The 26,032-nt window shown below is 70.6% G+C and carries 21 protein-coding genes; 10 read left to right on the top strand and 11 right to left on the bottom strand.

Going from position 1 to position 26,032, the window contains the following annotated elements; all coding sequences use genetic code 11:
- Positions 1–97: 97 nt before the first annotated feature.
- Positions 98–223 (bottom strand): LacI family DNA-binding transcriptional regulator, encoded by a 126-nt coding sequence (locus tag AB0I18_RS11590; RefSeq protein ID WP_363105220.1) that lies wholly within the window; start codon positions 221–223, stop codon positions 98–100.
- Between the two features lie 357 nt (positions 224–580).
- On the opposite strand from AB0I18_RS11590, the gene AB0I18_RS11585 reads away from it, so the two are divergent.
- Positions 581–2,518 (top strand): hypothetical protein, encoded by a 1,938-nt coding sequence (locus AB0I18_RS11585; RefSeq protein WP_363105219.1) that lies wholly within the window; start codon positions 581–583, stop codon positions 2,516–2,518.
- 407 nt (positions 2,519–2,925) lie between these two features.
- A complete protein-coding gene (locus AB0I18_RS11580; protein ID WP_363105218.1) occupies positions 2,926–3,501 on the top strand; it encodes a DUF1062 domain-containing protein in 576 nt (191 codons plus the stop codon).
- Positions 3,502–3,583: 82 nt separating this feature from the next.
- On the opposite strand, the gene AB0I18_RS11575 is transcribed toward AB0I18_RS11580, so the two are convergent.
- Positions 3,584–5,179, bottom strand: coding sequence for a helix-turn-helix domain-containing protein (locus AB0I18_RS11575; RefSeq protein WP_363105217.1), 1,596 nt, complete (start codon positions 5,177–5,179; stop codon positions 3,584–3,586).
- A 312-nt stretch (positions 5,180–5,491) separates the two neighbouring features.
- On the opposite strand from AB0I18_RS11575, the gene AB0I18_RS11570 reads away from it, so the two are divergent.
- The 5 genes from AB0I18_RS11570 to AB0I18_RS11550 all read left to right on the top strand — a co-directional run bounded on the left by AB0I18_RS11570 (position 5,492) and on the right by AB0I18_RS11550 (position 12,994).
- Positions 5,492–5,923: a peptidase inhibitor family I36 protein gene (locus AB0I18_RS11570; protein ID WP_363105216.1), complete on the top strand. Its 432-nt coding sequence runs from the start codon at positions 5,492–5,494 to the stop codon at positions 5,921–5,923.
- 204 nt (positions 5,924–6,127) lie between these two features.
- Positions 6,128–8,386, top strand: a complete 2,259-nt coding sequence (locus tag AB0I18_RS11565; RefSeq protein ID WP_363105215.1) for a hypothetical protein — start codon at positions 6,128–6,130, stop codon at positions 8,384–8,386.
- On the top strand, positions 8,383–9,366 hold the full coding sequence (locus AB0I18_RS11560; protein ID WP_363105214.1) for a MoxR family ATPase: 984 nt from the start codon (positions 8,383–8,385) through the stop codon (positions 9,364–9,366). Before AB0I18_RS11565 ends, AB0I18_RS11560 begins: the two co-directional genes overlap by 4 nt.
- Positions 9,366–10,595, top strand: a complete 1,230-nt coding sequence (locus AB0I18_RS11555) for a DUF58 domain-containing protein (protein ID WP_363105213.1) — start codon at positions 9,366–9,368, stop codon at positions 10,593–10,595. The genes AB0I18_RS11560 and AB0I18_RS11555 overlap by 1 nt, the downstream gene beginning before the upstream one ends.
- On the top strand, positions 10,571–12,994 hold the full coding sequence (locus tag AB0I18_RS11550) for a transglutaminaseTgpA domain-containing protein (RefSeq protein WP_363105212.1): 2,424 nt from the start codon (positions 10,571–10,573) through the stop codon (positions 12,992–12,994). Before AB0I18_RS11555 ends, AB0I18_RS11550 begins: the two co-directional genes overlap by 25 nt.
- Here the strand turns inward: AB0I18_RS11550 and AB0I18_RS11545 are convergent.
- The 8 genes from AB0I18_RS11545 to AB0I18_RS11510 form a co-directional block, all read right to left on the bottom strand.
- The gene (locus AB0I18_RS11545; RefSeq protein ID WP_363105211.1) at positions 12,906–13,349 is read right to left on the bottom strand and encodes a PIN domain-containing protein; all 444 of its coding nucleotides are present in this window, start codon (positions 13,347–13,349) and stop codon (positions 12,906–12,908) included. The genes AB0I18_RS11550 and AB0I18_RS11545 overlap by 89 nt on opposite strands.
- Positions 13,346–13,612, bottom strand: coding sequence for a CopG family transcriptional regulator (locus tag AB0I18_RS11540; protein WP_363105210.1), 267 nt, complete (start codon positions 13,610–13,612; stop codon positions 13,346–13,348). The genes AB0I18_RS11545 and AB0I18_RS11540 overlap by 4 nt, the downstream gene beginning before the upstream one ends.
- Positions 13,613–13,697: 85 nt before the next feature.
- On the bottom strand, positions 13,698–14,672 hold the full coding sequence (locus AB0I18_RS11535) for an NmrA family NAD(P)-binding protein (RefSeq protein WP_363105209.1): 975 nt from the start codon (positions 14,670–14,672) through the stop codon (positions 13,698–13,700).
- 68 nt (positions 14,673–14,740) lie between these two features.
- Positions 14,741–15,556, bottom strand: coding sequence for an oxidoreductase (locus tag AB0I18_RS11530; protein WP_363105208.1), 816 nt, complete (start codon positions 15,554–15,556; stop codon positions 14,741–14,743).
- Positions 15,557–16,060: 504 nt separating this feature from the next.
- Positions 16,061–16,630, bottom strand: a complete 570-nt coding sequence (locus tag AB0I18_RS11525; protein ID WP_363105207.1) for a TetR/AcrR family transcriptional regulator — start codon at positions 16,628–16,630, stop codon at positions 16,061–16,063.
- A 9-nt stretch (positions 16,631–16,639) separates the two neighbouring features.
- Positions 16,640–18,043, bottom strand: a complete 1,404-nt coding sequence (locus tag AB0I18_RS11520) for a DUF3533 domain-containing protein (protein WP_363105206.1) — start codon at positions 18,041–18,043, stop codon at positions 16,640–16,642.
- A 181-nt stretch (positions 18,044–18,224) separates the two neighbouring features.
- Positions 18,225–19,340, bottom strand: coding sequence for a 4Fe-4S binding protein (locus AB0I18_RS11515; protein ID WP_363105205.1), 1,116 nt, complete (start codon positions 19,338–19,340; stop codon positions 18,225–18,227).
- 527 nt (positions 19,341–19,867) lie between these two features.
- Positions 19,868–20,497: a WHG domain-containing protein gene (locus AB0I18_RS11510; RefSeq protein ID WP_363105204.1), complete on the bottom strand. Its 630-nt coding sequence runs from the start codon at positions 20,495–20,497 to the stop codon at positions 19,868–19,870.
- Between the two features lie 212 nt (positions 20,498–20,709).
- Here AB0I18_RS11510 and AB0I18_RS11505 point away from each other — a divergent pair, with 212 nt between their 5' ends.
- Together AB0I18_RS11505 and AB0I18_RS11500 are read left to right on the top strand one after the other, a co-directional pair.
- Positions 20,710–21,639 carry a haloalkane dehalogenase gene (locus AB0I18_RS11505; protein WP_363105203.1) on the top strand — a complete coding sequence of 310 codons (930 nt, stop codon included), beginning with the start codon at positions 20,710–20,712 and terminating at the stop codon, positions 21,637–21,639.
- 278 nt (positions 21,640–21,917) lie between these two features.
- Entirely contained in the window at positions 21,918–24,128 is a 2,211-nt protein-coding gene (locus AB0I18_RS11500) for an MMPL family transporter (protein WP_363105202.1), read from the top strand.
- Positions 24,129–24,275: 147 nt separating this feature from the next.
- Here AB0I18_RS11500 and AB0I18_RS11495 read toward each other — a convergent pair whose 3' ends face one another.
- On the bottom strand, positions 24,276–25,043 hold the full coding sequence (locus AB0I18_RS11495; protein ID WP_363105201.1) for a MerR family transcriptional regulator: 768 nt from the start codon (positions 25,041–25,043) through the stop codon (positions 24,276–24,278).
- A 287-nt stretch (positions 25,044–25,330) separates the two neighbouring features.
- Here AB0I18_RS11495 and AB0I18_RS11490 point away from each other — a divergent pair, with 287 nt between their 5' ends.
- Entirely contained in the window at positions 25,331–25,945 is a 615-nt protein-coding gene (locus AB0I18_RS11490) for a DUF6230 family protein (protein ID WP_363105200.1), read from the top strand.
- Positions 25,946–26,032: the final 87 nt, after the last annotated feature.

Below are 26,032 nucleotides of genomic sequence, written 5' to 3'. Positions count from 1 at the left end.
GTAGTGGAGCGAACGCGGGGAACCAGGGCGCCCAGCACCGTTCGGGGCACCCGGCTGAGCAGCAGTCCTGGCAACAGGACGCACTCCCACTCAGTCCCTAGGAACGGTAGGTGCCGGACAGGATCCGGGAGACCGTGGCGACCGAGACGTCGGCGTGCCGGGCCACGTCGCGGATTGTCGCGAGGCGGGAATGCCCGTCGTCGGGCGCGGTCCGACGAGGCATGGGGCCTCCTGTGTTTGGCGCCTGTGTCCGGCGCTTGCGTGGAATGTCCGGCGCCCGTTTGGAAGCGTTTCCACTTGAAGGTCGCGCATACGATCAAGTGCGTAAACACCGGTGAACTCCACAAATGTTGTCGCTCCGGGTATCTTGACGCGTCCTCATCACGGTGCTTCCCTCACAGGCGTGTAAACGGTTCAACTCTCCAGGGTTTCCGGCCCGGGCCGAGGGCGGACACCCGGTCCGTACACGCGGACACCCGGTCCACGCACGTACACCCCGCACAGCAACCGCGAGCCGCCCTACCAGGAGGTTGTCATGCACATGAAATTAAGATGGCGGGCCGCCCATCGGGTCCATCGGGTGCCCCTCACGATCGTGGCCGTCGTGGCCGTCTGCGCCGCGATGGCCGTAGGCCCCGCGAGCCCCACCTCGCCGGGCGCGTCCACGGCCACCGGCACAGCCACCAGTGCAGCCGCAGCCACAACCGCCGCCACAGCCGACGGCCCGGCGGTGAAGGCCGGGCGCGTGATGGAGAATCTCGGTCGCGGGGTCGTGGCGGTGCGTTCCAGCAATACCCAAGTCCTGGTCTCCTGGCGGCTGTTGGGACTCGACCCGGAGGGCATCGGCTTCAACGTGTACCGGTCCACCGGCGGCGGCGCGTACGCCAAGCTCAACGCAAGCGTCCTGACGGGCGGGACCAACTACCAGGACTCCACGGCCGACCTGACCCGGTCCAACAGCTATCGAGTTGCTCCGGTCGTCGGCGGGCAGGAGCAGGCGCCCAGCGGGGCCTTCACCCTGACGGCCAACCACGCCACGGAGCCCGTGGTCCGCGTGCCACTGCGCTCCGGCGGTCCGGTGAAGTTCGTCTGGGTCGGCGACCTCGACGGCGACGGCGAGTACGACTACGTGGTGGACCGCCAGACCTCCCCCCAGAAGCTGGAGGCCTACAGCAACGACGGCGACTTCCTCTGGGAGGTCGACCTGGGGCCGAACAGCCAGAACCAGGACAACATCGAACCGGGCTCGTCCGCGGTCGACCTGGGCCACTGGGACGGCGTCACGGTCTACGACTTCGACAGCGACGGCCGGGCCGAGGTCGCCGTCCGGATCGCCGACGGGGTCAGGTTCGGGGACGGGACGACCTGGACGCACGCGGACGACTCACGCCAGTTCATGGCCGTCCTCGACGGCCGGACCGGAGCGCTCCGCAACTGGTCCGCCGTACCGACCACTTACCTGGGCGACGGCCCGATGGCCGCACGCCTCGGGGTGGCGTACCTCAACGGCACCACGCCGAGCCTGGTCGCCTACATGAAGAACCGGCGCGCCGACGGGGCCTTCAACCTGATGATGGGCGCCTGGAAGTTCGACGGCGACTCACTGGACCGCCAGTGGACGTGGGAGCGCGGCAGCCAGAACGCGCCCGACGGGCACAACACCCGCGCCATCGACGTCAACGGGGACGGGACGGACGAGGTCGCCGAGATCGGGTTCGTACTCAACGGCAACGGCTCCCTGCGCTACTCGATGGGCGCCAACGGCATCATCCACGGCGACCGCTTCCACCTCGCCGACATGGACCCGAGCCGTCCGGGCCTGGAGGGCTACGGCGTGCAGCAGGACAACCCGAGCGGCCTGCTCGAGTACTACTACGACGCCGCGAACGGCTCCGTCATCTGGAGGCACAACGGCGGCCCCGCCGACGTCGGACGCGGCATGGCGGGCGACGTCGACCCGCGCGTCCCCGGCATGGAGGTCTGGTCCTTCTCGGGCCTGTACAACGCGCCCACCAACCGGCTCACCGAACCGAACACCTCACTGCGCCCGTGGCCGCAGCTGGGCCTGTGGTGGGACGGCGACCTCACCATGGAACTGCTCAACAGCGGCAAGATCGAGAAGTGGGACCCGCAGAACCCGACGTCGACCGGCAGCCTGCCCCGGCTGGTCAGCACCTGGAACCACGGCGCGGTCACGGCCGCCCAGGGCGGGCCCACCCTCGTCGGCGACATCCTCGGCGACTGGCGCGAGGAGGCCGTGTACACCAACGCGTCCCACAACGAGCTGATCATCTTCTCGACCAACCAGCCGACGAACACCCGGCTGTACACGCTCGCCCACAACCCCGCCTACCGAAACGCCATGACGTTCAAGGGATACATGCAGTCCCACCACCCCGACTACTTCCTCGGAGCCGGCATGGCCAAGCCGCCCCGGCCGAACATCACCTACGCGGGAGGCGGTTCCGCCGCCGTCACCACGGGAGCACCGGCCCGCCCGGCCGACTCGCGCGGGTAGGCCTGCATCGCAGTACGCACCGGGCAGTGAGCCACCCGGTCGACGTTCCCCGGAAGCCGGCCGGGTTCCGGGGGACGCCGACTACTACGGGGGACGGCGTCGACTACTGGGTGACAGCGGTGCGATCCCGCTCCACACTCTCGTGGCCGAGTGGCAGCGGAAGAGCGCGCTGCGCTGAGAACCGTCCACGTCCACGCCCGTCTGCCTCATCCGTGCCCGGAAGCGCCAGAAAACCAGTGGAGCAGCGCCGCTGTGCGCCCTTACCGTGCTGCCGAACCAAGTCGTCCAGGCAAGGACGTGCCGTTGTACACCCTGTGAGACCTCCCGAGAGCTGATGTGTCGCGCGTCGCGCATGTGCGCCGCGCTCCTTTTCGCTGCGGATTTCTCACTGAAACCGGTGTACTTCTGTGCTCAATAGCTGGGTGGTCATACCCACCTGCCTGCCGACCGTCATCCGCCGTTGCCACGCGTGCGCGTCCGAGCGCTTCAGGGCAGGCGGCAAGTTTCGCGTCAACGCCAACCACAAGCTCATCGACGCCTGGCTCCTCGCGCTCTGTACCGCGTGCGGGGAAACCACGAAACTCACGGTCCTGGAGCGGATGAACGTGCGCTCCGTACGACCTGAGCTGCTGGACCGGCTGCATGACAACGACCCTGGCCTGGCAGCCGAGTTGCTCCAGGATCCGGTCTTCCGGCGCCGTAATCGCGTTGCCCTCGACTGGGACAACGCCTGGCGTCTCGACACCGGCGGATCGGATCACCTGGACCGCGAGGTGAGCGATGTGATGGAGGTGATGGAGGTGATGGATGTATCGGTCCGATTCGCGGCGCGGATACCTGTCCGGCCGGTGCGACTGGTGGCTGAAGGCTGCGGTCTTTCGCGGGCCGAGGTCGGGCGACTGATCACGGAGGGGAGGCTCGTTTCGGCGGTCCGGCTGAGCGGCAGGATCTCCGGCGACTTCACCTTCACGCTCAAGCGCTGAGGCTGAGCCCTCCTCGGGACCAGGGGCCTGTCCGGCATGACCCGCCGGACGGGCCCCACGTCCTCACGTATCGGGCGTCCGCTCACCCCCACCCGGTGTCACTGATGGGGGACAGGGAGGACCGTGTCTGGATCCTCGTCTCCGAGAACCCGTACTTGTCGAAGACGGTCCGGTTCGTGATCCGGCGGTAGCCGTACCACGCGTCCCAGATGTAGGTCCGCGAGTTGTCGCTCGTCCTGGCCAGGGACGCCTTGGCCAACTCGTGGGCCTCGTCCCACGCGCAGTCCGCGAAGACACTGCCTTTGACGATGGCGACGGCGTTCCAGTCGTCCCAGAGGTTGAAGTAGACGATCGCGTCGGGGACGTAGTACAGACGGCTGCCGGGGCCAACCAGGTACACCCGGTCGTGGGTGGACGTCTTGAACCGCTGCCCCGGTTTGGGGCACGCGGAGTTCGCGGACGCCGGAGCCGAGGAGGCGTCCTGTGCGGGTGCTGTCGACCGGCCGCCGACCGCCTTCACCAGGGCCGGTCCGACGGCTTCGGGAGAGGCGGCGCGCTCGCAGTGCGCCCAGTCGCCGAAGCTCTTCGCTCCGCTCCACAGGCGGTGGGCGGCCTGGATGTTCCACTCCGGGTCCATCGCGTCACGGGGTGTGCCGCCGAGTTTCCGTAGCCCGGCGTCGGAGATCTGGAAAACGCCCCATTTCCGCGTGCCGTCGGCGTTCGGCACGATGTGCAGTGGATCGAGCAGCGACTGGCAGTCGGCGACGGCGATCGCCCGGTCGGGCCTTTCGCGGAAGACTTCGCGGACCCGCTGCCGAACCTTCTCCGGCGGCCAGGCGTCGAGTTGGATCTTCGGATCGTAGAGCGCCTTCTTCGTCTCCTCGCCGACCACCCCGTCGACGTCGAGGTGCGACAGCGCCTGGAAGGCGGTCACCCGGCGCAGGGTCTGCGGGCCGAAATCGCCGTCGACGTCCAACTCGGCCCCGGCGCGGGCCAGGAGCCGCTGCACCTCCCGTACGCAGGCGCCGCGCTGCCCCAGGCTCACCGGCTCGGCGCACGCCGCCGACAACAGCAGGCCGCCCTCGTCGCCGGCGCCGGATCGGTCTCCGTCTCCGGACACCGCCGTGATCCCCCATGCCGTGGCCCCCAGCGCCAGGACGAGCACGATCACGACGAGAGCCGGTGATCTCCGGCGGTGCCATGGCGGACGCGGGGCGGGTACGGCGTCGGCGTCCGGGGCCGGGTCTCTGTCACTATCCCTGTCCAACTCCGGCTCTGGCTCCGGCTCCCCACCCGGGTCCTGGCCCCGGTCCGGATTCAGCTCCGGACCCTGGTCCTGGTCCTGGTCCTGGTCCGAGCCGTGCTTCCCATCCTGATCGACGCCCGCGGCCCGACCCGAATCCTCGTCCGGGTCACGTCCGGTTTCCCGGGCCGCGTCCGCCAGGGCCCAGAGCCGGTGTAATCGGCGCAGTTCCTCAGGTGACGCCCCGCAGGCCGTGGCGAACCGGTGTGCCGGCCCGTAGTCCGGCGGGACGAGCGCACCGGAGCAGTACCGGTGAAGGCTGGACCTGCCGATTCCGGTGTCCCGGGCCAGGGCCTCGTAACTGACGCCCCTCCGTTCCTTGAGCGCCCGCAGACAGGCCGCGAACGCGTCGAACTCCACCGGCTGCGATCCCATTGCCCTTCCCCTTCGGCGCCGCACTCACTGTCGTGCCGCGCCATCGCTCCGTCCCACCGGCGTCCCAGCAGGCCAACCGAACTACAAGGTCACCACGCGTTGCGGCGTCCCAGCATCCCACCGGGCGGCGATCCGTTGCCAGGCGCCGGAGCGTCCTGCCAGCTTCGGCGTGGCTCGGGGACAGCAGGTCAGGGCCAGAGGCTCCCGGCAGAAGCGTTCGCGCCGAAGCCGAGTGCGCTCGCACCGACATCCCTGCCGGCACCGCCCGCAGCCACGACCAGCACCACAACACAACACGACCAAGGAGAACCAGTGCTGAGGAACAAGATCGCCACCGCTCTGACAGCCGTGGGGCTCACCGCCCTGTCCCTGACCGCCGTACCCGGCGCCGCCCAGGCGTCCGAATCGGCTCCGCCGTCGACGCGGGCCGCGGCCGCGGACGGCTACCTCCACGTGTACATGCACCAGAACTACGGCACCCCGCACTGCCAGTGGTCCGGCGACAGCGACAACTGGGACAGCTGCAACGGCATGCGCAACGAGGCGAGCTCCCTCTGGAACAACGGCTTCACCCATGACGTCTGGCTCTACTACGGCCCGAACCAGACCGGCGCCAGCTTCTGCCTCGACAAGGGCGAGAAGCTGCCGAACATCGTCCACTACCACTTCCCGAACAACGGAACCGGAGGCGGCACGTCCCTGAACGACAACATCGCCTCCCACGAGTGGGTCGCCAACTGCTGAGCCACGCCCGCTGATCGCCCGACCGCGGCTTCCCAGGAAGCGGCGGTCGGGTGCGCCCGGGGCCCCTGTTGCCACTGACACCCGGCCCATCGCCAATTACCCTTTCAGCGAGCAGAGTTGCTTTTCGGCACCAGGGGGACAGGAATGCCGGGGGAGACCAGGACGCCTGACCCGCGTCCGCATAGTTCCACCACGAGCACCTCGATGCCCGCTCCCGGGCGGCCGGGTGTCCGACAGTTCCGACAGTTCCGACAGTTCCGACCGCGTTGTGCGGCCCTGGCCACGGCTGCCCGGGCAAGGCTGCGGCCGACCGGCAACCGCGTCACCGGTTACATAGCGGTCGGCGCGGTCGGCGCGCTCATCGGCACCTCGCTCGCCGTCGGAGCCGGCGCGTCCGGCACCCGGCCCAGGCTCGCCGACACCGGCGCCTGGCTGGCGAGCAGCGAGAAGGGCGAGGTCGCCCACGTGCACGGCCTGACCGGCGAGGTGGACGGCAAGACCGTCCTGCCGGCCGGGATGGCGGGCCACCCGGTCTCGGTCGCGCAGGACGGCAGGACCACTCTGGTGCTGGACGAGCAGACCGGCCAAGTCGTACGGATCGACGCCGCCCAGCTGACCGCCGAACAGTCCGCGGACTACGGTGCGGCCGGGCTGCAACTGGTCTCCGGCGGCGCGTACGCGTATGTCCTCGACCCGGCGAGGGGCACCGTCCAGCCGATCGACCCGGCGATGACGACGGCCGGGAGCCCGCCCGTGGAACTGGGCGGGCGGCCGGGAGCCGCCGTGGTGGACGCGGAAGGCACGCTGTGGGTGCCGCTGCCGGACGCGGGCACGGTGGTGCCGTTCGTCAAGGGCCGGAAGAGCCCGGCGGTCAAGGTCGCCGAACCGGGCCACGATCTGACGCTGACCCTGGCCGACGGCCGGCCCGTGGTGACCGACAGGACCGCCGCCGCGATGAAGGTGCTGACGGTCACGGGCGTACGGGGCACCTTCGAACTCGGCGGCGCGAGCGCCGGATCGGCCCCGGCGGGTCTCCTGGTGCCGGCCGGCACCGACGGCTCCGTGGTGCCGGTGCTGGCCACCGGCAGCGGAGAGCTGACGATGACGGACGTCCGCAGCAGGCACACGCTGCGCGCCCGCGTGCCGGCGGAGGGCCGCGATCTGGGAGCGCCCCACCTGCTCGGCAAGCGGGTCTACGTACCGGACGAGTCCACCGGCAGGCTGCTGGTGTACGACACCTCCCTCTCCGCGCTCGCCGAACCGGTGCCGGTCACCGACGGGGCGGGCGAGCTCGAACTCTTCGTACGCGAAGGCCTGTTGTGGGTGAACGACCAGGACGGTGCCGCCGCCGCGGTGATCGACACCGACGGCGAGGTCAGGCACATCGGCAAGTACGAGACGGATGTGCCGTCCGCGCGGAAGCCCGGGGACGGGCCGGTCGAGGACAGCGTCCCGACGGGCCCGACGGGCCCGCCCACCGCACAGGTTCCGCCCGGGGCGGCTGCTCCGGGCGCGACCGGCCCGGCCTCGAACGGCCCCTCCGGACAGACGCCGGGGCCAGGGCAGGGCACGGAGACGCCCGGGCCCGGTCCGACGGAGCCGGGGACCTCACCCCCGCCGACTCAGGAGCCCGGTGCCCCGGGATCACCGCAGGCGGAGTCTCGGTCGGGCGCCATCAGGATCACCTTCGCCAAGGCGTTGGGGGCGACCCCGCAGCGCTATGTGCTCAAGGGTTCGGCGCCGGACCAGACCGTCACCCCGGACGAGATCGGGCCCGACGGCCCGTTCGCCTTCGAGGTCAAGGGCGGCTCGTGCGAGAAGCAGTACAGCTTCACCGTGGTCGCGGAGTACGCCGGGGACAGGCCGGGCAAGGAGTCCGCGCCGTCGGCATTCGCGCGGCCGTGCATCGCGCCGGGGGCGCCGGAGCAGCTCACCTTCACGCCCGCCCAGGGCGGACACGGCGGCACACTGACCTGGCAGCCGCCGCAGGACGCCGACGGCTCGGTGACGTACACGCTCAACGGGCCCGGCGGGCTGGTCGAGACCACCGAACGCAGTCACGTCTACGGGAACCTCAAGAACCGCACCATCGACAATGTGGCGGTGATGGCGAGCAACGCCGCCGGATCGGGCAGGGCGGCGCACGGGTGGATCGATCTGACACCGCCCGACCAGCAGATGCACATTGTGAACAACAACACCAACCCCGACACGGTCGGGATCCGCAACAAGCCCACCACCGACAAGGCCACCAGCTGGCGGGTAGGCAGCATCCCCGGCTTGTCGAGCCCCGAGATCACCGTCCATTGCAAAGTGAAGGGCGAGAAATTGACGGCCGTCGGTATCACCACCGATGTCTGGGCCCTCCATACCTATGTGGACAGCGAGGGCAGCTTCACGGGCTACACCTTCGACGCCTTCGTGAACTCCCGCTCCAACCCCGACGTCTGGTATTGCGAATGACCCCTCCCCCCACTGATCCCCCCACCGACGACACCGCCCGCCTGGCCAAGTGCTTCCACGCCCTCGCCGACAACATCGAACGCGTCGTCAAAGGCAAGCGCGACACCATCGAACTCGCCCTGACCTGCCTGTTCGCCGAAGGTCATCTGCTGATCGAGGACGTGCCGGGCACCGGCAAGACCACCCTCGCCCGCTGTCTGGCCGCCTCCATCGAAGCCGACTTCGCACGCGTGCAGTTCACTCCGGACCTGCTGCCCTCCGACATCACCGGCGTCACCGTCTACCGGCAGAACACCGGCACGTTCGAGTTCCTCCCGGGCCCGGTCTTCGCCAACATCGTGCTCGGCGACGAGATCAACCGCGCCTCCCCCAAGACCCAGTCCGCGCTGCTTGAGGTGATGGAGGAGCGCCGCGTCACCGCCGATGGCACCACCCACCCGGTGCCCCGCCCGTTCATGGTGCTCGCCACCCAGAACTCGGTGGACATGGGCGGCACCTACCCGCTGCCCGAGGCACAGCTCGACCGCTTCCTGATGCGGATCACCGTCGGCTACCCCGATCACGCCTCCGAGGTCGCGGTCCTCACCGGTTCGGGCACCGGCACCACCCCCGAGTCGCTGACCCCGGTCGCCACCGCCCGGGAGATCGCGGAGCTCGTCAAGGCCGCCGCCGAGGTGCAGGTGGCCGACGCGCTGTACGGCTACCTGGTACGGGTGGTGGCGGCGACCCGCTCCCTCCCCGACGTACGCCTCGGCGCCTCGCCGCGCGGCTCCGTCGCCCTTCTGCGCGCGGTCCGGGTGCGTGCGGCCTCGCAGTCCAGGCCGTACGCGTTCCCCGAGGACGTCAAGGCGCTGGCCGGGCCCGTCCTCGCGCACCGGCTGATCCTCACCCCGGAGGCCGAACTGAGCGGCCGCACCGGCACTGACGTGATCGAAGAAGTACTGGCCACGGTGGAGCTGAACAGCGGGGCACGCGTCTGATGCTGTCGGCCACCGGGTGGGGCACGCTGGTCGGCGGCGTGGCACTGACCGCCATCGGATACGCGCTCGGGTACGGGGAGGCCGCGGCGCTCGGCCTGACCTGTCTGCTCGCAGTCGCCGTCGCCGTCACCGTTGTGTGGGCTCTGCCCGCACCCGTACTGGGCGCCGAGCGGCGGATCACGCCGAACAGGGTGGGCCGGGGCGATCCCGCCGAGGGCGTCGTCACCCTCACCAACACCGGGGGCCGCACCCGGCGGGGCCTGCGCGCCGTCGACCGGTGCGGCGAGGGGGATACCACCGCCATCACCGCCATCACCGTCGACGTACCGCCGCTGCGCCCGGGCACGTCCCACGAACTGCGGTACGCGCTGCCCACCGCCCGCCGCGGCCGCGTCCCGGTGGGGCCGCTGCGGCTGGAACGCACCGACCCCCTCGGGCTCGCCCGCCGCATGCGCCCGTACGGCGTCTCGGACACGCTGCTCGTACGGCCCCGGATCTGTCCGCTGCCCGTGCTGCCGTCCGGGCAGGCGCACCATGTGGAGGGCCCGGCCTCCGACACCGCCGACGACGGCTCGCTGACCTTCCACGCGCTGCGCGAGTACGTACTCGGCGACGATCTGCGACGGGTCCACTGGCGGTCGACGGCCCGCACCGGCACGCTGATGGTCCGCCAGATGGTCGATGTCTCGCTCCCGCACACCACGCTCGTGCTCGACACCCGGCGGCGTGCCTACGCCTCGGAGGACGACTTCGAGCTGGCCGTGGACTGCGCGGCCTCCGTCGCGTACGCGGCCGCCCGCTCGCACTTCCCCGTGCACCTGGTCAGCGAGGCGGGACCGCTGCTGCGTACCGACGGCTCGGGCGACGACGGCGAGGCGCTCCTGGACGGGCTGGCCGTCGTGCGCCGCTCGGACCTGACGTCCGTGGCCGCCGCCTTCGACGGCCTGGCGAACCGCCGCGGGGGCGGCACGCTGGTCGTCGTCACCGGCACCGGCGACACCCGGGGGCTCGGTGCCGTCGACCGCGTACGGCACCGCTTCGACCGCGCGACCATGCTGCGTGTCGGCGCCGAAGCCACGGCCGCAGCCACGGCCACGCGCGAGGTGTCCGGCCTCGCTTCCGGCAGTTCCGCCAAGTCCGCCGAGTCCGCCGGTTCCGACATCCCGCGGTTGCGCGTCGCGTCGCTGGACGAACTGCCGGCCGTATGGCGCTGGAAGGCCGTGCGTTGAGCGCCACCGCCGCTGTGGCCTCTCCGCCGGACCAGGGCGCCACGCCACCGGACCCGGCCCCGACGGCGCCCGCGCGGGCGCCCGCCACCACGGGAGGTCCTGACCGGGCCGAACGGCTGTGGTCGCTGCTGCCCGTGGCGGCCATGTCCGGCGCGGCCGGGTACGGGTTCGCGCGGATCTTCCCGCCGTCCGAACTGCTTCCGGTGCTGGCGGTTGCCGTGTCCGCCCCGATCGTCCTGTCGGCGGTGCTGTCGGGTCTGCTCGGCCGCCGCCCCGCCCGCGAGGGTCGTCCCGTCCGCCCCGCCCGCCCCGCCATGCCGCTCTGGCCGTCCGCGCTGCTGACCGTCGTCGCGTGGGCCGTCGTCGTGAGCGCGACGCTGTTCCACGAGGTGAGCGACGGGCTGCCCGGCGGGCCCGCGCTGCGCGCCGCGTGGTCCGCGCTGCTCGACGCGCCGCACGCGCTGCTCTCCACCATCCTGCCCGCGCCCGGCGAGCCCGAACTGCTGGTGCTGCCGCACGCCGTCGTGTGGACGGCCGCCGCCGTCTCCGCGGAACTCGCCCTGCGCACCCGCGCCCCACTGCTCCCGGCCCTCCCCGCGGTCCTCGCCTTCGGCTTCCCGCTGGTGCTCGGCGCGGACGGCCCGGGATCCTCGTACCCGGCCGCCGGGGCGCTGGCCGGGGCCACGGCGCTGCTGGTACTGGTGCGTTCACGGGCCCGGCCGCCGCTGCGCGCCATGGCGCTCCGGCTGCCGGCGGTGGCCGCGCTCGCCCTCGTCGCGGCGCTGCTGGGCCCGCACCTGCCCGGTCTCGGCACCCCCTACGCCCCTCGGGAGGCGGTCACGCCGCCGACCGTCCGGCCGGAGTCCACCAGCCCGCTGGACCAGGTAGCGGCCTGGCTGCGCAACGGCGACGAGAAGGTCTTCACCGTACGGACCTCGGGCGCGGCCCCCGGGAACTACCGGCTGGCGGTCCTCGACAGATACGACGGGACGGCGTGGACCGGCAGCGCCGGGCTGACCCGCACCGGGGGCCGGGTCCCGGCCGAGAAGGGCGCAGAACCGGGCCGTACCAGGACACTCGAACAGCGTTTCACCGTGCAGTCGCTGCCCGGCATCTGGCTCCCCGCCGCCGACCGGCCCTCGTCCGTGAGCACGCCCGAGGGCACCTCCCTGTCCGTCGACCCGGGCAGCGGTGTGCTCTCCACGGGGGAGGCGGTCCCGCGCGGCTTCACCTACACCGCGACCTCCCGCCTCCCCGTGTACGACGCCGAGCGGCTGCGGTACGCGACCGCCGCCGACGACCCGGCACGGACAGCCCTCCCCTCCACCGACGCGGCCGGGCAGCCGATCCCCTCCGTACGGTCCCTCAGGAAGATCGCCGAACGGGTGACCCGGGGCAGCACCCACCCGTACCAGCGGGCCGTGCGACTGGCCGACTGGCTGCGCGCGACCTACCGGCTCGACCCCGGGGCGCTGCCCGGCCACACCTACCGGAGCCTGGAGTTCTTCCTGGCGGACGGCGGGCGCGGCACGTCCGAGCAGTTCGCCGCCTCGTTCGCGGTACTGGCCCGCTCCCTTGGCCTTCCCGCCCGGGTGGCCGTGGGGTTCCGCCCGGGTACGCGGACCGGCTCCGGCAGCCGGCAGGTACGGGGGCGGGACGTGCTGGCCTGGCCGGAGGTGAAGTTCGCCGGTGTCGGCTGGGTCCCGTTCCACCCGACGCCCGGCGAGGCCGCGCCGGGCGGCTCCTCCGCCGCGTCCGCGGAGGAGCCCGAGGAGCGTCGGAAGGCGGCCGGGGCGACCACCGAACCGACCCGGCCGTCGACACCGCCGCGCACGGCGGACGAGGCGGCCCCTGCCGCCGGGGGCGCGCCCGGCTCCGGTCCGCCCGCATGGCTCACCGTCCCTCTCGCACTGCTCCTCCTCACCACGGCCTATGTGCTGTACGCGCTGTGGCTGCCGTACAACAGGCGCAGCAGGCGGCGCAACGCCCCGGACGCGCGGCGCAGGGTCCTCGGCGCCTGGCAGCAGATCACCGACCGCCTCACGGAGATCGGCCTCCCCGCCACGGGAGCGCACACCGCGCAGGAGGTCGCCGCCTTCGGCGCGGAGCACATGGACGACGCCACGGCCCGGCGCCTGCCGGCCCTGGCCACCCTGGTCAACGAGGTCGAGTACGCGGGCCACAACCCCGACGCCGCGGCCGCGGCCTCCGCATGGGCCGACTCCGACACGATCGAGAAGACCGTCCGACACCGCATCCCCCGCCACACCCGCCTGCTCCGCCTCCTGCGCTCGGCGGCCCCGGCCGGTGTCAGAGCGGCAGGTCGTCGGGCAGTACCCGGAAGGCCTTGTGGCGGCCCAGTGGTCGTACGGCACGGAAGTCGCGTCGGTCGAGGGTGAGGATCGCGTCGGTGTCGTAGTCGGCGGCGAGGGCCACGTTCACCGCGTCGGCAAGGTCGAGGGCCGGCGCGCGGTAGCGGACTCGGACGGACTGGGCGGCGCCCAGGTGGTCCTCCGTGATCTCCGGCATGACGACGCGGCCCCGGCTCATCCAGCGCCGGAGGTCGTCGACCGCGCTGAGGGCGGCCTCCCGCCCGAGCTCGCGCGTGGCGACGTGATCGAGTTCGGCCAGCAGGAGCGGAGACATGACCAGGAGCCCTGCGGCCAGGATCGCCTCGTTCGCCGCCGCGTGCTCCGGATGTGTCGAGTCGAGAGCCGCCAGGAGACCGGATGTGTCGGCGATGACGATGATCACGCGGCGGTTCCGGGCTCAGAGCCGGTCTCGCGCCGGACCGCGTCGGCAACCGTGTCGCGGACCTCGGCCTTGGACGGCGTACGGCCCGGCCCCTCGAAGGTGCGGGAGAACAACGGCTCGTCCCAGACACGGTTCGCCATCGCCGCGAGATGGATCCCCTGACGGATGATCTCGGCCTCGCTTATCCCCCGGCGTTTGGCCGCCTCCTTGATGATCGCCAGGTCCTCGGGGTCCGCGTAGACGTTGGTGCGCTTCATGGACATGTACCAAGGTTAGTCCATGTGCCGGAATGATGTATGCCCTGCCGTGGACCGCTCAGCGGCTCAGGCGGCGGCTCGGGGCTGCTGCTCAGGCGGCCGCCAGCTTTCGGATGCGCGGGTGGTTCTCCAGTGCCCAGCGCACGGTCTTCGGCGGGCGCCCGAGGAGGGTTTCCAGCTGGTCGGTGGTGCCGCGGTATCCGCCGCCACCCATCAGCCGGGTCAGGGTCTTCAGGTGCTCCGCGGTGTGCGGGAACGCGGCCAGGGCCGTGTCCACGTAGGTCTCGTTCCAGGTTTCGACCTCTACGGGAACGTAGGTGACCTGGCGTCCCAGCGCGGCCGCGTAGTCCTCCGCGAAGCCGTGCATGTCCTTGAGTTCCGGGCCGTTGAGGTCGTAGGACTTCGAGATGTGCGGCGCCGGATCGGTCAGGATCTTCACGCACAGCTCGGCCACGTCGTAACCCGCGATGGGCGCGAGCCGGTGGTCGCCGAAGGGCAGGCGCAGTTCGCCGTCGCCCAGCGGCTCCAGCGCCAGCCAGGTCATCAGGGGGTTCTCGACGAACATGGCCGCCCGTATGTTGACGGTCGGGAGGCCGGACCAGTCCAGCACCTGCTCGGCGACCCAGTGGGCCCGCTGCTGCGGCGACCACTGCGTGATGAGTCCGCCGAGCCATGAACGCCGTTCTTCCTCCGGCGCGGTCATCTTCTCGAACGTCATGAACGACTGCTCGTACTCGGAGATGTTGACGAAGGCCTCGATGTCGCCCTGGGTCCGTGCCGCCGCGGCCATCAGGCTGACGGCGTCGGTGTAGTACGGCGACAGACTCATGCTGAAGTAGACGCGCCGGACGCCCTTCAGCGCGGCGGTCACGTCGGCGATGTCGAGCAGGTCACCGACGAAGACCTCGGCCCCGGCCTGGCGGAGTGAGTGGGCGCGTTCGTCGTCCTGGCGCACGAACGCGCGCACCGGGTGCCCTTGTTCGAGCAGCATGTCGACCATCGTTCGGCTCACACCACCGATTTCGCCGGCGGCACCGGTGATCAGGATGGGGTTGCGCTCTGACATCAAGGCGTCCTCTGTCTTGTTGGGGTGGGGGGGTGGGGTGAGGAGTGGTCTGCGCGTGGGCCTGCGCGTCAGCCGGCCAGCTTGTTCATCTTGCGGATCTGCTTGTCGAAGATCCCGGCGGGAGCGAAGCGGCGCAGTGCGGTCGCGCGTCCGGCCATGGGGCCGGCGGCGTAGCGCAGTTTCGGCTTGGCGTCGGTCGCCGCCGCGACGATCGCCTTGGCCACGACGGCGGGGTCGTCGCCGTCCCTGATCGCCTCCGTCATCACGCGGTCGACGGCCCGCCGCAGCTTCGCGTAGACATCCAGGGGCCTGTCGGGCCGCGGGCTGTTGGCCTCGAAGCCGGTCCTGGTGTAGGCGGGTTCGACGATGAGCGCCCGGACGCCGAGTTCACGGACCTCGTGGTCCAGGGACTCGGTGTAGCCCTCGATCGCGTGCTTGGAGGCGGAGTAGGCGGCCATGTACGGCTGGGGCAGGAACCCGACCACGGACGAGACGTTGATGATGCGCCCGCGCCCCCGAGCGCGCATGTGCGGCAGGACCTCCTTCACCATGCGCATGACCCCGAAGACGTTGATGTCGAAGACGCTCTGGTCCTGCGCGAGGGAGGTTTCCTCGGCCGCGCCCATCGAGCCGACGCCCGCGTTGTTCACCAGGACATCGATCCGCCCGAACCGGTCGACCACCCGCTGGACCACGGCGATGACCGATTCGTCACCTGCCACGTCGAGGTCGAAGAACGTCACCCCGCCAAGCGGGGCGACGCGTGAGGTGTCGCGGCTCGTGCCGACCACGTCGAAACCCGCTGCGACCAGCGCGAGCGCGGTTTCCCTGCCGATGCCGGATGACGCACCCGTAACGAGTGCCACCGGCCGAGTTTTCGTCATCACAGCTCCCGAAGACATTGTGAAACCGATCGGTTTCCACCCCACCGTAAACCGATCGGTTTTCATGTGCAAGCTCAGGGAGGGATCAGGGAGGGAACTGATCCGGGCCACGCCACCGGCCGCCTTCACGCGACATTGAGGGGATCGATCCCGGGGGCGGCCGGGCGGAACGCCGTAGCGGGGCGCAGTGAGGCGCGTTGAGACGCATTGAGGCGCAGCAACCCGGCTCCACATCACGGCTGCCATGGCCGGGTCGGGATGGGGCAGAACCGGCGCGCAGGAGCGGCGCGGGAGCGGTCATCCGCGCGGCGATCGCCGAGTTCGCCTCCCCCGACCCCCGGCCGCTACGGAACCCTCCGCCGAGGCCATCGCCGAACGCGTCGCCCTCCAGACCATGGCGAACACGCAGGGGGTACGCGGTCACGCGGGCCGCGCCGACTACCCCCGACCGGCATCAACCCGGGGAGCACACCAGCGACCGCGCCCGCTCGAAAAGGCGCTGCGTCAGCGCATGCCCGCCGCATCGAGCAGGGTGACCACCGTGGGCGCGACGAGCCCGGTCAGGCTGTCGGCGCCGATCCCCGCACGGGCGCTGGCGCCGTCGAAGACCAGGATCAGCTGGCGGGCCAGCAGGTCGGGATCGCTCGCCCCGCCCTGGTCGGCCTCGGCACGGAAGAAGGCCGTCAGGTTCGCTTTGATCTTGTGGGCCACCTGGCTCGCGGGGTGGGCCTGGTCCTTCAGCTCGATCTGCACCGCCAGGTACCGGCAGCCGTGGAACTCGGGCATACCTGCCTGCAGTTCCAGCCGCTCGAAGACGTGCAGGATCCGCTCGCGGGGTGAGCGGCCGTCGCCCGCCGCCGGCAGGAGCCCGGCCACGAAGGCGGAGGAGCGCTCCTCCAGGCTCACCGCCAGCAGTTCGTCCTTGCTCTCGAACAGCTGGTACAGGGAGCGCTTGGACACCCCCGCCGCCTTGCACAGCGCCTCGACGCCGATGCCGACACCGTCCCGGTAGGTGAGCGTGGCCGCCGCCTCCAGCAGCCGCTCTCTGGTACTTGGCTTCACTTCGGTGGTCATAACACGAGGTTAACTCGAATCGGACGAAATGGAAACCGATCGGTTTTCGACCTTCGGCTCGACCGGGATGCGGTGCAGCCCCTTGCGGTCGTACCACCCCAGCACGCCGAAGCCGAAGAGTGCGGCCGCCGCGAGGCCGACCGCCATCATCACCCAGCCCCGGGTCAGACCCGCGTCGGCCTGGGCGTCGTAGTAGAGGATCGAACGGATGCCACCGGTGAGCTGCCGCAGCGGCTCGAACTCCGCGAGGAAGCGGTAGAAGCCGGGCAGCGCCTCGATGGGGGTGGTGGCACCGGCCGTCGGCACCGCCATCCCGATGAAGACCAGCGTGACCACCAGCATGCCGGGCGTGCCGAAGACGGCGAGGAGGGTGAGCGCACCGACCCCGGAGACCGCGATGGCGCACACCGAGAACAGCCACAGCAGCGGCAGATGTGAGGCGTCCATGCCCATGAGGCCGACCGCGCCCGCCATGACCAGGGTTCCCATCAGCAGGGACAGACCGATCATCAGGGTGCTGCTGATGGCGAGGGTCTGCACCCGAGTCGCCCGGATCAGCGGGCGGTGCAGGCGCAGCGGGCCCATGTCGTTGTGGGTGTAGCCGAGGGCGTGGTCCACCTGACCGCTGATGACGTTGGCGGAGAGCATGCCGCAGACCACCAGGACGAGCGCGTAGTAGAACGCCGTCAGACCCAGGCCGCTGTGCGAGTCGAGCGGATGGCCGTCCTTGACCGTGACGACGGCCGGGTCGGCGAGCAGGACGCGCGCCGCGACGGGCAGCTTCGCCTGCCCGGCCCCGCCCCGCGCCGTCAGCTCCCTGCCCACCTGGAGCGAGGCTTTCTCGGCCGCCTGCGTCGTCGCCGCCCGCGCCAGGCTGGAGCCCACACTGCCCGCGGACTGGTTGGTCAGCACCGTCAGCGTCGGGCGGGCCGGGGTCCCGGCGGCCACGGCCCCAGCAGTTGCGGCCCGAGTAGCCGCAGTCCCAGTAGCCGCGGTCCCGGTGGCCTGGGTCCCAGTAGCCGGGGCCCCGGTGGCCGAAGCGTCGGCCAGTGCGGTGGTGGCGGAGGTGAAGTCGGCGGGGACGACGAGCGCGCCGTACAGCTTGCCCTCGCCGAGCTCCTCCTTCACCTCCTTCTCGCCCATCACCTTCCAGTCGATCCCGCCCCCGCCCGCGGTGGACTTCCTGATCGACTCGGTGATCTGCGCACCCAGGTTGACCTGCGCACCGCCGACAGCGGCCCCCTTGTCGGCGTTGACCAGACCGACCGGCAGTTTCTCCATGTGATCGACCGGATCGATGTTGGCACCGACGTAGAACACGGTGAACAGCAGCGCGAGTACGCCTGTGATGACGCCGTTGGCGATCCACAGAGGTTTGGCGCGCAGGACGCGGAAGGGGTGAATCCCACTCATTACTTATTACTCCGGTCTCGACAACACAGGCAGCGGGGGGAGGAGGCCGGACAGCGTCATTGCAGGTCGGCGACCTGGGGAAAGTTCGGTCCCGCACAGGACGAGCGGGCGGTGGGCGCGGGGGCGCCGGGTCACTGGGGCAGCGGGTCAGCGGGTCAGGGGGTCAGTGAGATGCGGCGCGTCACGTCGGGGGATGCCAGCCGCCGGTGACTTCCTTGACGGGTTTGTGGGGGAAGCGGCGCTGGGCGTATTCCTGGGCGTGCGAACCCGGCAGGACGTAGAGGGTTTCCTTCTTGTCCTGGAGTGGTCGCAGGACGGTGTCCATGAAGGTCTTGCGGTCGTCCAGGTAGGGACCCAGGACGTCCTCGCCGCCGGGGCAGACCGCCAGGCAGTAGCCCGACTTGTAGCCGGGAGGGGACGTCAGGCTCTGCCACATGGAGGCGCTCTCGGATGCGGTGACCCGGGAGCGGTAGTCGGCGGCGTCCTCGCTGTCGGCCACGGTCTGCGCCCAGTCGGTGAACCCGCTCATGAACTCGCGGTAGTTGTGCGTGGTGCAGGCCAGCGCGTCGAACGCCCCGTCCTTGCTGATGGCACCGACCGGGCAGGCCGCGACGCACAGCTTGCAGTCGATGCAGGGGTTGTAGTCCAGCGCCTGCCCGTAGTCGCTCACCTCGGCGTCCACCAGGACGGTCGCCAGCAGTACGAAGCTGCCGAACTTCGGGTGGATGACGTTGCGGTGCAGGCCCATCACACCGAGCCCCGCGGCCACCGCGACCGTCTTGTGCGCCACCACCCAGATCCGCTCACTGGGGAAGCGGTCCATCTCCTGGGGGAAGCCGACCGACGGATTGAGCGCGCGGTAGCCGGCGTCCTGCAGGGCCTGGGTGACGCTGCGGGCGGCGTGGTTGGCCTGCTCGTCGGTCTGGTGGTACTCCTGGTTGGCCACGCTGCGGGCGGGGGAGCGCAGGTTGTCGCGGTTCATCCGGACCGCCATCGCGATCAGGGTGCGGGTGCCGGGCAGTGCGGACCGCGCGTGTTCGCGCTCGCCCGCCAGGTCGGGGTGGTCCAGGCTGACCGCGGCCGCGTCGTCCGCGCCGGCCGCCAGACACAGCTCGCGCAGCCAGGCCGCGTCGATCACCGGCGGCGGGCTCACGACGTCACCGGCCCTGCGCCGGGCGAGCACGGCCTGCACCGACGGGTGCGCGGCCAGCTTCGCCAGCAGCCTGGGACCCGCCGGCTGCCCCTCGATTGACCGCCCTTCGATCGACTGCCCCTCGGTGCCGCGCGCGGTGGTCATCCGGTGCTCCTAGTCAGCTAGTCAGGCTGGCGTCGAGACTCGCCCCCATGGCGAGAAACCGATCAGTTTCACCACCGTAAACCGATCAGTTTTCACACGCAAGCCCAAGCGGCGAGCCGTCCCTGACCCGCGCCTCATCGCCCGGTGCCACAACAGGAGTTGAGCCTTGTCGACCGAGGGGGCGGATCCCCGGCGCCGCTTCGGGCTCTCGCCTCACGGATCCGGCGCGCAGCGGGTTGCGACAGGTTGCGGCAGGTCACAGGGGGTTTCAGCGGGTCGCGAGCCAGGAGGTGCACTCACGCCGGCCGCCGGCCGTCGACCGCCGGCGGGCACCTCTCCGAACTCGATGCGCATGCAGTCGGGCGACTTCCCCGCCAGGGGGATCACAGGCCCGCGCACCGCACCGGCGGACGCATGGCCTCTGAGACGGATGCACGGCCCCGGAGCCATAGTCCCGCCGATCACGCACCGGCATCCGGGGTGCGGGGGCGGGGTGCGGGTCCCCGAAGGGCCGACGTCACGTCATGTCACGTCACATCCGCGCCCACCGCAACCGGAGCCTCGCTCTCCCGCCACCCCGTCACCAACGCCCGCAGGGCCCGCTCATAGCACTCGGCGACCGCGAGCTCCGGCGGCTCGTTCCCCGACACCACCAGGGACACCAGGCCGTGGGCCATCCCCCAGACCGACAGGGCGATGACCTCGGGGGCGGACTCGGAACCGAACTGTCCGGCCCGCTGCCCACGGCTCACGGCGTCGATCAGGGGCCGGTACGTCTCGACGACCTCGCGCGGCCTGTCCGAGTCGGACGGGCACTGGACGCCGCGGTCGGAGAAGAGGATCGCGTAGAGATGCGGGTTGGCGACGGCGTACTCGCGATAGGCGAGGCCGATACGGATCACGTCGCCGGCCGGGTCGGCCGTCGGATGGACGGCGGCCAGGCGCTCGACGAAGAGCTGCACGGCCTCCTGGTACAGGCTGCTCAGCAGCCCGGCCTTGTTGCCGAACAGCGAGTAGACCGCCGCGGTCGAGGTCTTCGCGTCGGCCGCGAGCTGCCGCAGGCTCAGCGCGGCGGTGCCGCGGTCGAAGACCGTGGCGGCCGCGCGGTGCAGGAGCCGGAGCCGGAGCGCTTCGTCATGTGTCTTGGGCTTGGCCATGGCACCAGCATATTGCAACAGCGTTATGAATACTCCCCCGGTGTCGCGGAGGGTCGCGGTCGGCCGACGCAGAACCGCCGCAAGATCCCGCCAACCTCGGGTAGATCCCCTTAATAACAACAGCTCAGAGCGGTGAGCCTGACGCCCCTCCGAGCAGACGGCGCTCGAACGGGCTTGGAGCGGGCAATCAAAACACTGTTATGGTTACTCGCATGGACATCGAGCGAACACCCGACGAGCGCTTCGTCGGCCTCCCCGGTTGGCCGTACGAGCCTCGGTACGCCACGGTCGGTGAGGGTCTGCGCATGCACTACATCGACGAGGGGCCGCGCGACGGTCCGGTCGTGGTCCTCGCACACGGCGAGCCGACCTGGGGCTACCTCTACCGGAAGATGATTCCCGGGTTGGTGGCGGCCGGCCGACGTGTCCTGGTTCCCGACCTGATCGGATTCGGCCGCTCCGACAAGCCGGTCGACCGGGCCGCGTACACCTACGAGTCGCACGTGGCCTGGACCGGTGACTGGCTGGACCGGCTCGACCTTGCGGACATCACCCTGTTCGGTCAGGACTGGGGCGGGTTCGTCTTCCTCGTGCACGTCGGGCTCACACCCGGCCGTTTCGCGGCCGTGGTCGCCGCCAACACCGGACTGACCGACCCGGACGTCATGGCCGCGTTCGCCCCGGCGGACTTCGCGCGGGTGGCCGGCGCGTTCCTGCGCTGGCGGGAGCAGTCCGAGTCGCCCGGCCTGACCGCCTCGTGGGCGGTCGGCAGCCCCGACAGCGCCCTCAACCAGACCGCCCACGTCCTCACCGCGGAGGAAGCCGCCGCCTACGACGCCCCCTTCCCGTCCGAGCGGCACTTCGCCGGCGTACGGCAGTTCCCCCACCTGGTGTCGCTCGACGCCGCGGACCCGCCCGCCTCGATGCTGCGCCGCGCCTGGTCCGGTCTCGCAGCCTTCGAGAAGCCGTTCCTCACCGCCTTCGCCGACCACGAAGACATCACGCTCACCTACGAGCAGCTCTTCCAGGCCCGCGTCCCGGGCGCGCGGGGCCGGGACCATGTGACGGTCCCCGACGCCGGTCACTTCCTGCAGGAGCAGCAGCCTGACCTGCTGGTCGATGCCCTCCTCGGCCTCGGCTGACAGCCGACCCGACCGTACAACCGACCCGACCGTACGACCGAGTTGAGGGTCGACTGAGTCGAGGCTCGACAGACCCTCGACCTCCGGCACACGCGTCCTCCGGCACGCGTCCTTTCCCCGCGGCCGGCCTGCGCGTCCTCACTTCCCGAGCTGCCACGCCCTGCCGGACTCCCCCGGTCCAGCCGTCCTCGACGGCCCCGAAATGCCCAGAAATGCCCCGAAGTGCGCCGACTTTCAAGCGGTTCCGCCCGGCGCTTGTCAACCATCCAGGAGAAACCATGTTTGAGGGATTCGGCCGTCTGATTCACCGGAGGCGAAAGCCTCTGCTGATACTGACCGTGCTGTTCGCCGTCCTGTCCGGGGCCTACGGAGCCGGTGTCTTCGGCTCCCTGACACCGCTCGGCTTCCAGGACCCCGGCTCCGGCAGTGAACGCGCGGCCCGGATCGCCGAGGACGCCTTCCCGCAGCGGACACCCGATGCGGTGATCGTCTACCGCGACGAGGACCGCACCGTCGACGACCCGTCGTTCCGGCAGGCGGTCGTCAAGCAGGTGGAGTCCCTGCCGAAGGCGGACGTGACCGGCTACCTGCACTACTGGCAGACCAAGATGCCGGCGCAGGTCAGCCACGACCGGCACGCCACCTACGTGGCGCTGAACCTCCACGGCAGCAGCGAGAAGGCCAAGGAGGACTCGTACAAGGCGGTCATGGACGAGATCCCGGCACCCGGCCTGGAGACCCTGCAGGGCGGCACGGTGCCCACCGGGCATCAGGCCAGCGAGAAGATCGAACACGACCTGAGGACCGCGGAGATCATCTCGGCCCCCGTGCTCTTCCTGCTCCTGCTGGTCGTGTTCGGCGGCCTGACCGCGGCCTTCCTCCCCCTGCTCGTCGGCGTGCTCTCCATCATCGGGTCGATGGCCGTCCTGCGGACCATCGCGAACATCACCGACGTGTCCGTGTTCTCCATGAGCCTGGTCACCATCCTGGGTCTCGCGGTCGCCATCGACTACGGCCTGCTGATCGTGAGCCGCTACCGCGAGGAACTGGCGGCCGGATACACCGGCGCGGAGGCGATCGGGCGCACCATCGCCACGGCCGGGCGCACCGTGGTGATCTCCGGCACCACGGTCGCGGCGGCGCTGGCCGGCCTGACCCTCTTCCCGTCGACGTTCCTGAAGTCGATGTCGTACGGCGGTGTGGCCGCGGTCCTGCTGGCGGTGCTCTTCTCGCTGGTCGCGCTGCCCGCACTGCTCGCCGTGCTGGGCCCGAAGGTCAACGCCTTCCCACTGCGCCCACTGCGCCGCAGGAAGGCCGTGGGCCCCGCGGCGGCGGGCGAGGGTGCCTGGTACCGGTTCGGGCACGGCCTGATGCGGCGGCGCTGGGTCGTGGTGGTGGGCGCGGTGGGCCTGCTGCTGACGCTCGCCCTGCCGTTCTCCAAGATCGAGTTCGGCTCCATCAACGCGCAGCAGCTGCCGAGCACCTCCGAGGGCCGCCAGGTCTTCAACGCCATGGAGAACGACTTCGACGGCGACGCGGTGAAGTCCGTCGACTCGCTGCTCGTGCTGAAGTCCGACGGGACCTCGAAGGAGCAGGGCGCGGCGCTCCAGGCGTACGCCGAGCGGCTCGGCGCCACCGAGGGTGCCACGAGCGCCCGGATCAGCGGTGTGGAGGGAACCACGGCCCGGGTGTCGGTCACCTACGACGGCAACCCCGTCTCGACCCACGCGCGGGACCTGGTGAACCGGATCAAGGAGGTACCGGCACCGCCGGGCGCCCAGGCGTACATCGGCGGCGAGTCGGCGATCTACGACGACACTCTGGACGCGCTCGGCGAGACCCTGCCGTGGATGCTGCTCTACATCGCGGTGATGACGTACATCCTGCTGTTCCTCGCCTTCGGCTCGGTGCTGCTGCCGTTGAAGGCGATCGCGATGAACATGCTGTCGCTGTCCGCCACCTTCGGCGTCCTGGTCTGGATCTTCCAGGACGGCCATCTGAACGGCCTGCTCGGTTTCGACCCGACGGGCAACATCGAGCCCAACATGCCGATCATGCTGTTCGCGCTGATCTTCGGACTCTCCATGGACTACGAGGTGTTCCTGGTGTCCCGGATGCGCGAGCAGTACGACAAGTCGGGCGACAGTACGGAGGCCGTGGCGACCGGGCTGCAGTCCATCGGCCGCCTGGTCGTCAGCGCCGCGGTGCTGATGTGCGTGCCGCTCGCGGCGATCGGGATGAGCGAGGTGCTGACCATCAAGCTCTTCGGCGTCGGCATGGTGTTCGCGGTGCTGGTGGACGTGCTGGTGGTACGCGTCCTGCTGGGAACGGCCGTCATGAGGCTGCTGGGCAGGGCGGCCTGGTGGGCTCCGGGCCCGCTGGCCCGCTTCTACGACCGGTTCGGCATCAAGGAGGGCGACATCCCGGAGGACGAGGACGAGGACGAGGGCGACGAGGACGTCGAGAAGCGGGTGCCCGTCTCGGTCTGAGGACGGTGTCTGAAGACAGCGGTCTGAAGACGGCGGCCTGAAGACGGCGGCCTGAAGACGGCAAGCAGGGGCCGAAGTACCTTCCCCCCAGGGGTACTTCGGCCCCTGCTCCTGTTGCCGTCTTCGCAGGGGCACCCCGTCGAGGACTCACCCTGCCGGCGGCAGGTCCCCCTGTCCGCACGCACGGCGATGATGGCGGCGGTGGTTCGCGTCCTCCTGGGCCAGTCGCCGCAGAAGCCTGACGACCGGCTCGAACAGCACGGCGAGGACCACCGCCCGCTCGGCGAGGGCGATGCGGTCCTCGACCCCGTCGAGCTGCGCGAAGTCCAGGTCCGCGGTGGAGGTGGCGAGCCGTGCGTAGGGGATGAGGTCGTCGGCCGTGTAGTCGGTGCCGAGGCGGCTCAGCGCCGCGAGACTTTCGGCGAGTGCCGGGCGGTGGGGTGACGCGTCGGAGATCTGCCAGCCCATGTTCTCGATGAGAGCCTCGACCCTCGCGGCGGCTCCGCCCGCTACCGACTCGTCGGCGGCGCCCTCCGGTCCGGCGCCGTCCGCGTTATCCGCGTTACCCGCGTTATCCGCACTGTCGGCGCCGTCCGCACTGTTCGCGTTGTCCGCGCCGCCTTTCCCGTTCGTCTCCGCGGAGGGAACGGGCAGTGCGTGGTGGACGACGCCCAGGGTCTCGAACGCGTCCAGCGGGAGGTCGACGGCTTCGAGCACTTCACGGGTACGGGCCACCGAGAGCCCGCCGAGCTGGGTGAGGGAACGGATCAGGCGGAGCCGCTGGACGTGCTCCTCGCCGTACTCGACCGTGGTCGGGTTCAGCGCGCGGCCCTCGGGGAGCAGCCCCTCCCGTCGGTAGTACTTGATGGTCGCCACCGCTACCCCGGACCGTCGGCTGAGCTCTGAAATCCTCATGCGCTCCCTCACGCTCAACTGTCCCACCAGTATCGCGTTACCGGGGGTTGCCCCGCGATCCCGATAGTGCCACTATCGGGTACTCGGTAGTAACACTATCGAGCGCCTGTTCGGCGTGCCCGCTTCTCCCGTGTGCGTGGACAACATGCTCCCGCGGAAACCGCCCGCATCGCCGCGGCCGCACCCGGCCGTAGTTCTTCTCCCCCAACCCCGGGCACGGACCGGTCAGTTCTGGGTCCGGTCGTCCCGTACTCCTCGACTACTCCTCGACAACGGAGAACCACACCATGTCCCAGCGAATCGGCAGGACCCACTGGAAGCGCTTCGCCGTGGGCGCTGTGCCGACGGTGGCCGCCATGGCCGCGGTCGGCATCTCCATGGCCCAGGGCGCGCTGGCCGCTTCGTTCAGCATCTCCGGTTCCGACTTCCAGGTCTCGGCAGGCAAGTTGAGCGGCACCGGATTCGGCAACTACGCCACGGTGGACGTCGCCAAGAACGGCAAGCGCGTGCCCGTCTCCGTCTCGTCCATCAAGAACGCGACGGTCACCGACATGTGCCAGTCCGTGCCGGTGGACATCCCCGTCCTCGGGACCTACACGATGACGCTCAAGGCAGGCGGATCGGGTACGCCGGTCAAGGCCAAGAACCTGTACATCGACATGACCGACCTCCAGGCGAAGAAGGGCACCTTCACCAACGTCGACATCGGCGTCGCCACCGGTTCCATGACCAAGGGTCAGGTCAACCCGAAGGACCACGTCGACCCCAACGGCTACGCCCAGCAGGCGGACGCGGTCGAGATCATCGACGCCCACCAGAAGGTCTGGGCCACGACCGCGGGCACGTTCGAACTGTCGGGCCTGCACATGAACATCGCGGCCGGCCGGCACGACTGCTTCTGACCCAGGGCCCTTCACGGAAATCCATCGGTCCGTCAGTCCGTCAGAAGGGCCCTGGCCCAGCCCGGCGTCCCCACCCCCACACGGACG

It is taken from the genome of Streptomyces sp. NPDC050704, from assembly GCF_040654355.1.
In the GTDB taxonomy this organism is placed as follows: Bacteria; Actinomycetota; Actinomycetes; order Streptomycetales; family Streptomycetaceae; genus Streptomyces.
The sequence above is the reverse complement of the archived record's forward strand: the minus strand, read 5'-3'. Positions and strand labels throughout refer to the sequence as shown.

Excerpts from the sequence above, each read along its gene's own strand:
- AB0I18_RS11590 (WP_363105220.1), bottom strand. The coding sequence starts at position 223 with ATGCCTCGTCGGACCGCGCCCGACGACGGGCATTCCCGCCTCGCGACA.
- AB0I18_RS11575 (WP_363105217.1), bottom strand. The coding sequence starts at position 5,179 with ATGGGATCGCAGCCGGTGGAGTTCGACGCGTTCGCGGCCTGTCTGCGG.
- AB0I18_RS11565 (WP_363105215.1), top strand. The coding sequence starts at position 6,128 with ATGCCCGCTCCCGGGCGGCCGGGTGTCCGACAGTTCCGACAGTTCCGA.
- AB0I18_RS11560 (WP_363105214.1), top strand. The coding sequence starts at position 8,383 with ATGACCCCTCCCCCCACTGATCCCCCCACCGACGACACCGCCCGCCTG.
- AB0I18_RS11555 (WP_363105213.1), top strand. The coding sequence starts at position 9,366 with ATGCTGTCGGCCACCGGGTGGGGCACGCTGGTCGGCGGCGTGGCACTG.
- AB0I18_RS11550 (WP_363105212.1), top strand. The coding sequence starts at position 10,571 with ATGGCGCTGGAAGGCCGTGCGTTGAGCGCCACCGCCGCTGTGGCCTCT.
- AB0I18_RS11540 (WP_363105210.1), bottom strand. The coding sequence starts at position 13,612 with ATGTCCATGAAGCGCACCAACGTCTACGCGGACCCCGAGGACCTGGCG.
- AB0I18_RS11535 (WP_363105209.1), bottom strand. The coding sequence starts at position 14,672 with ATGTCAGAGCGCAACCCCATCCTGATCACCGGTGCCGCCGGCGAAATC.
- AB0I18_RS11530 (WP_363105208.1), bottom strand. The coding sequence starts at position 15,556 with ATGACGAAAACTCGGCCGGTGGCACTCGTTACGGGTGCGTCATCCGGC.
- AB0I18_RS11525 (WP_363105207.1), bottom strand. The coding sequence starts at position 16,630 with ATGACCACCGAAGTGAAGCCAAGTACCAGAGAGCGGCTGCTGGAGGCG.
- AB0I18_RS11520 (WP_363105206.1), bottom strand. The coding sequence starts at position 18,043 with ATGAGTGGGATTCACCCCTTCCGCGTCCTGCGCGCCAAACCTCTGTGG.
- AB0I18_RS11515 (WP_363105205.1), bottom strand. The coding sequence starts at position 19,340 with ATGACCACCGCGCGCGGCACCGAGGGGCAGTCGATCGAAGGGCGGTCA.
- AB0I18_RS11510 (WP_363105204.1), bottom strand. The coding sequence starts at position 20,497 with ATGGCCAAGCCCAAGACACATGACGAAGCGCTCCGGCTCCGGCTCCTG.
- AB0I18_RS11505 (WP_363105203.1), top strand. The coding sequence starts at position 20,710 with ATGGACATCGAGCGAACACCCGACGAGCGCTTCGTCGGCCTCCCCGGT.
- AB0I18_RS11500 (WP_363105202.1), top strand. The coding sequence starts at position 21,918 with ATGTTTGAGGGATTCGGCCGTCTGATTCACCGGAGGCGAAAGCCTCTG.
- AB0I18_RS11495 (WP_363105201.1), bottom strand. The coding sequence starts at position 25,043 with ATGAGGATTTCAGAGCTCAGCCGACGGTCCGGGGTAGCGGTGGCGACC.
- AB0I18_RS11490 (WP_363105200.1), top strand. The coding sequence starts at position 25,331 with ATGTCCCAGCGAATCGGCAGGACCCACTGGAAGCGCTTCGCCGTGGGC.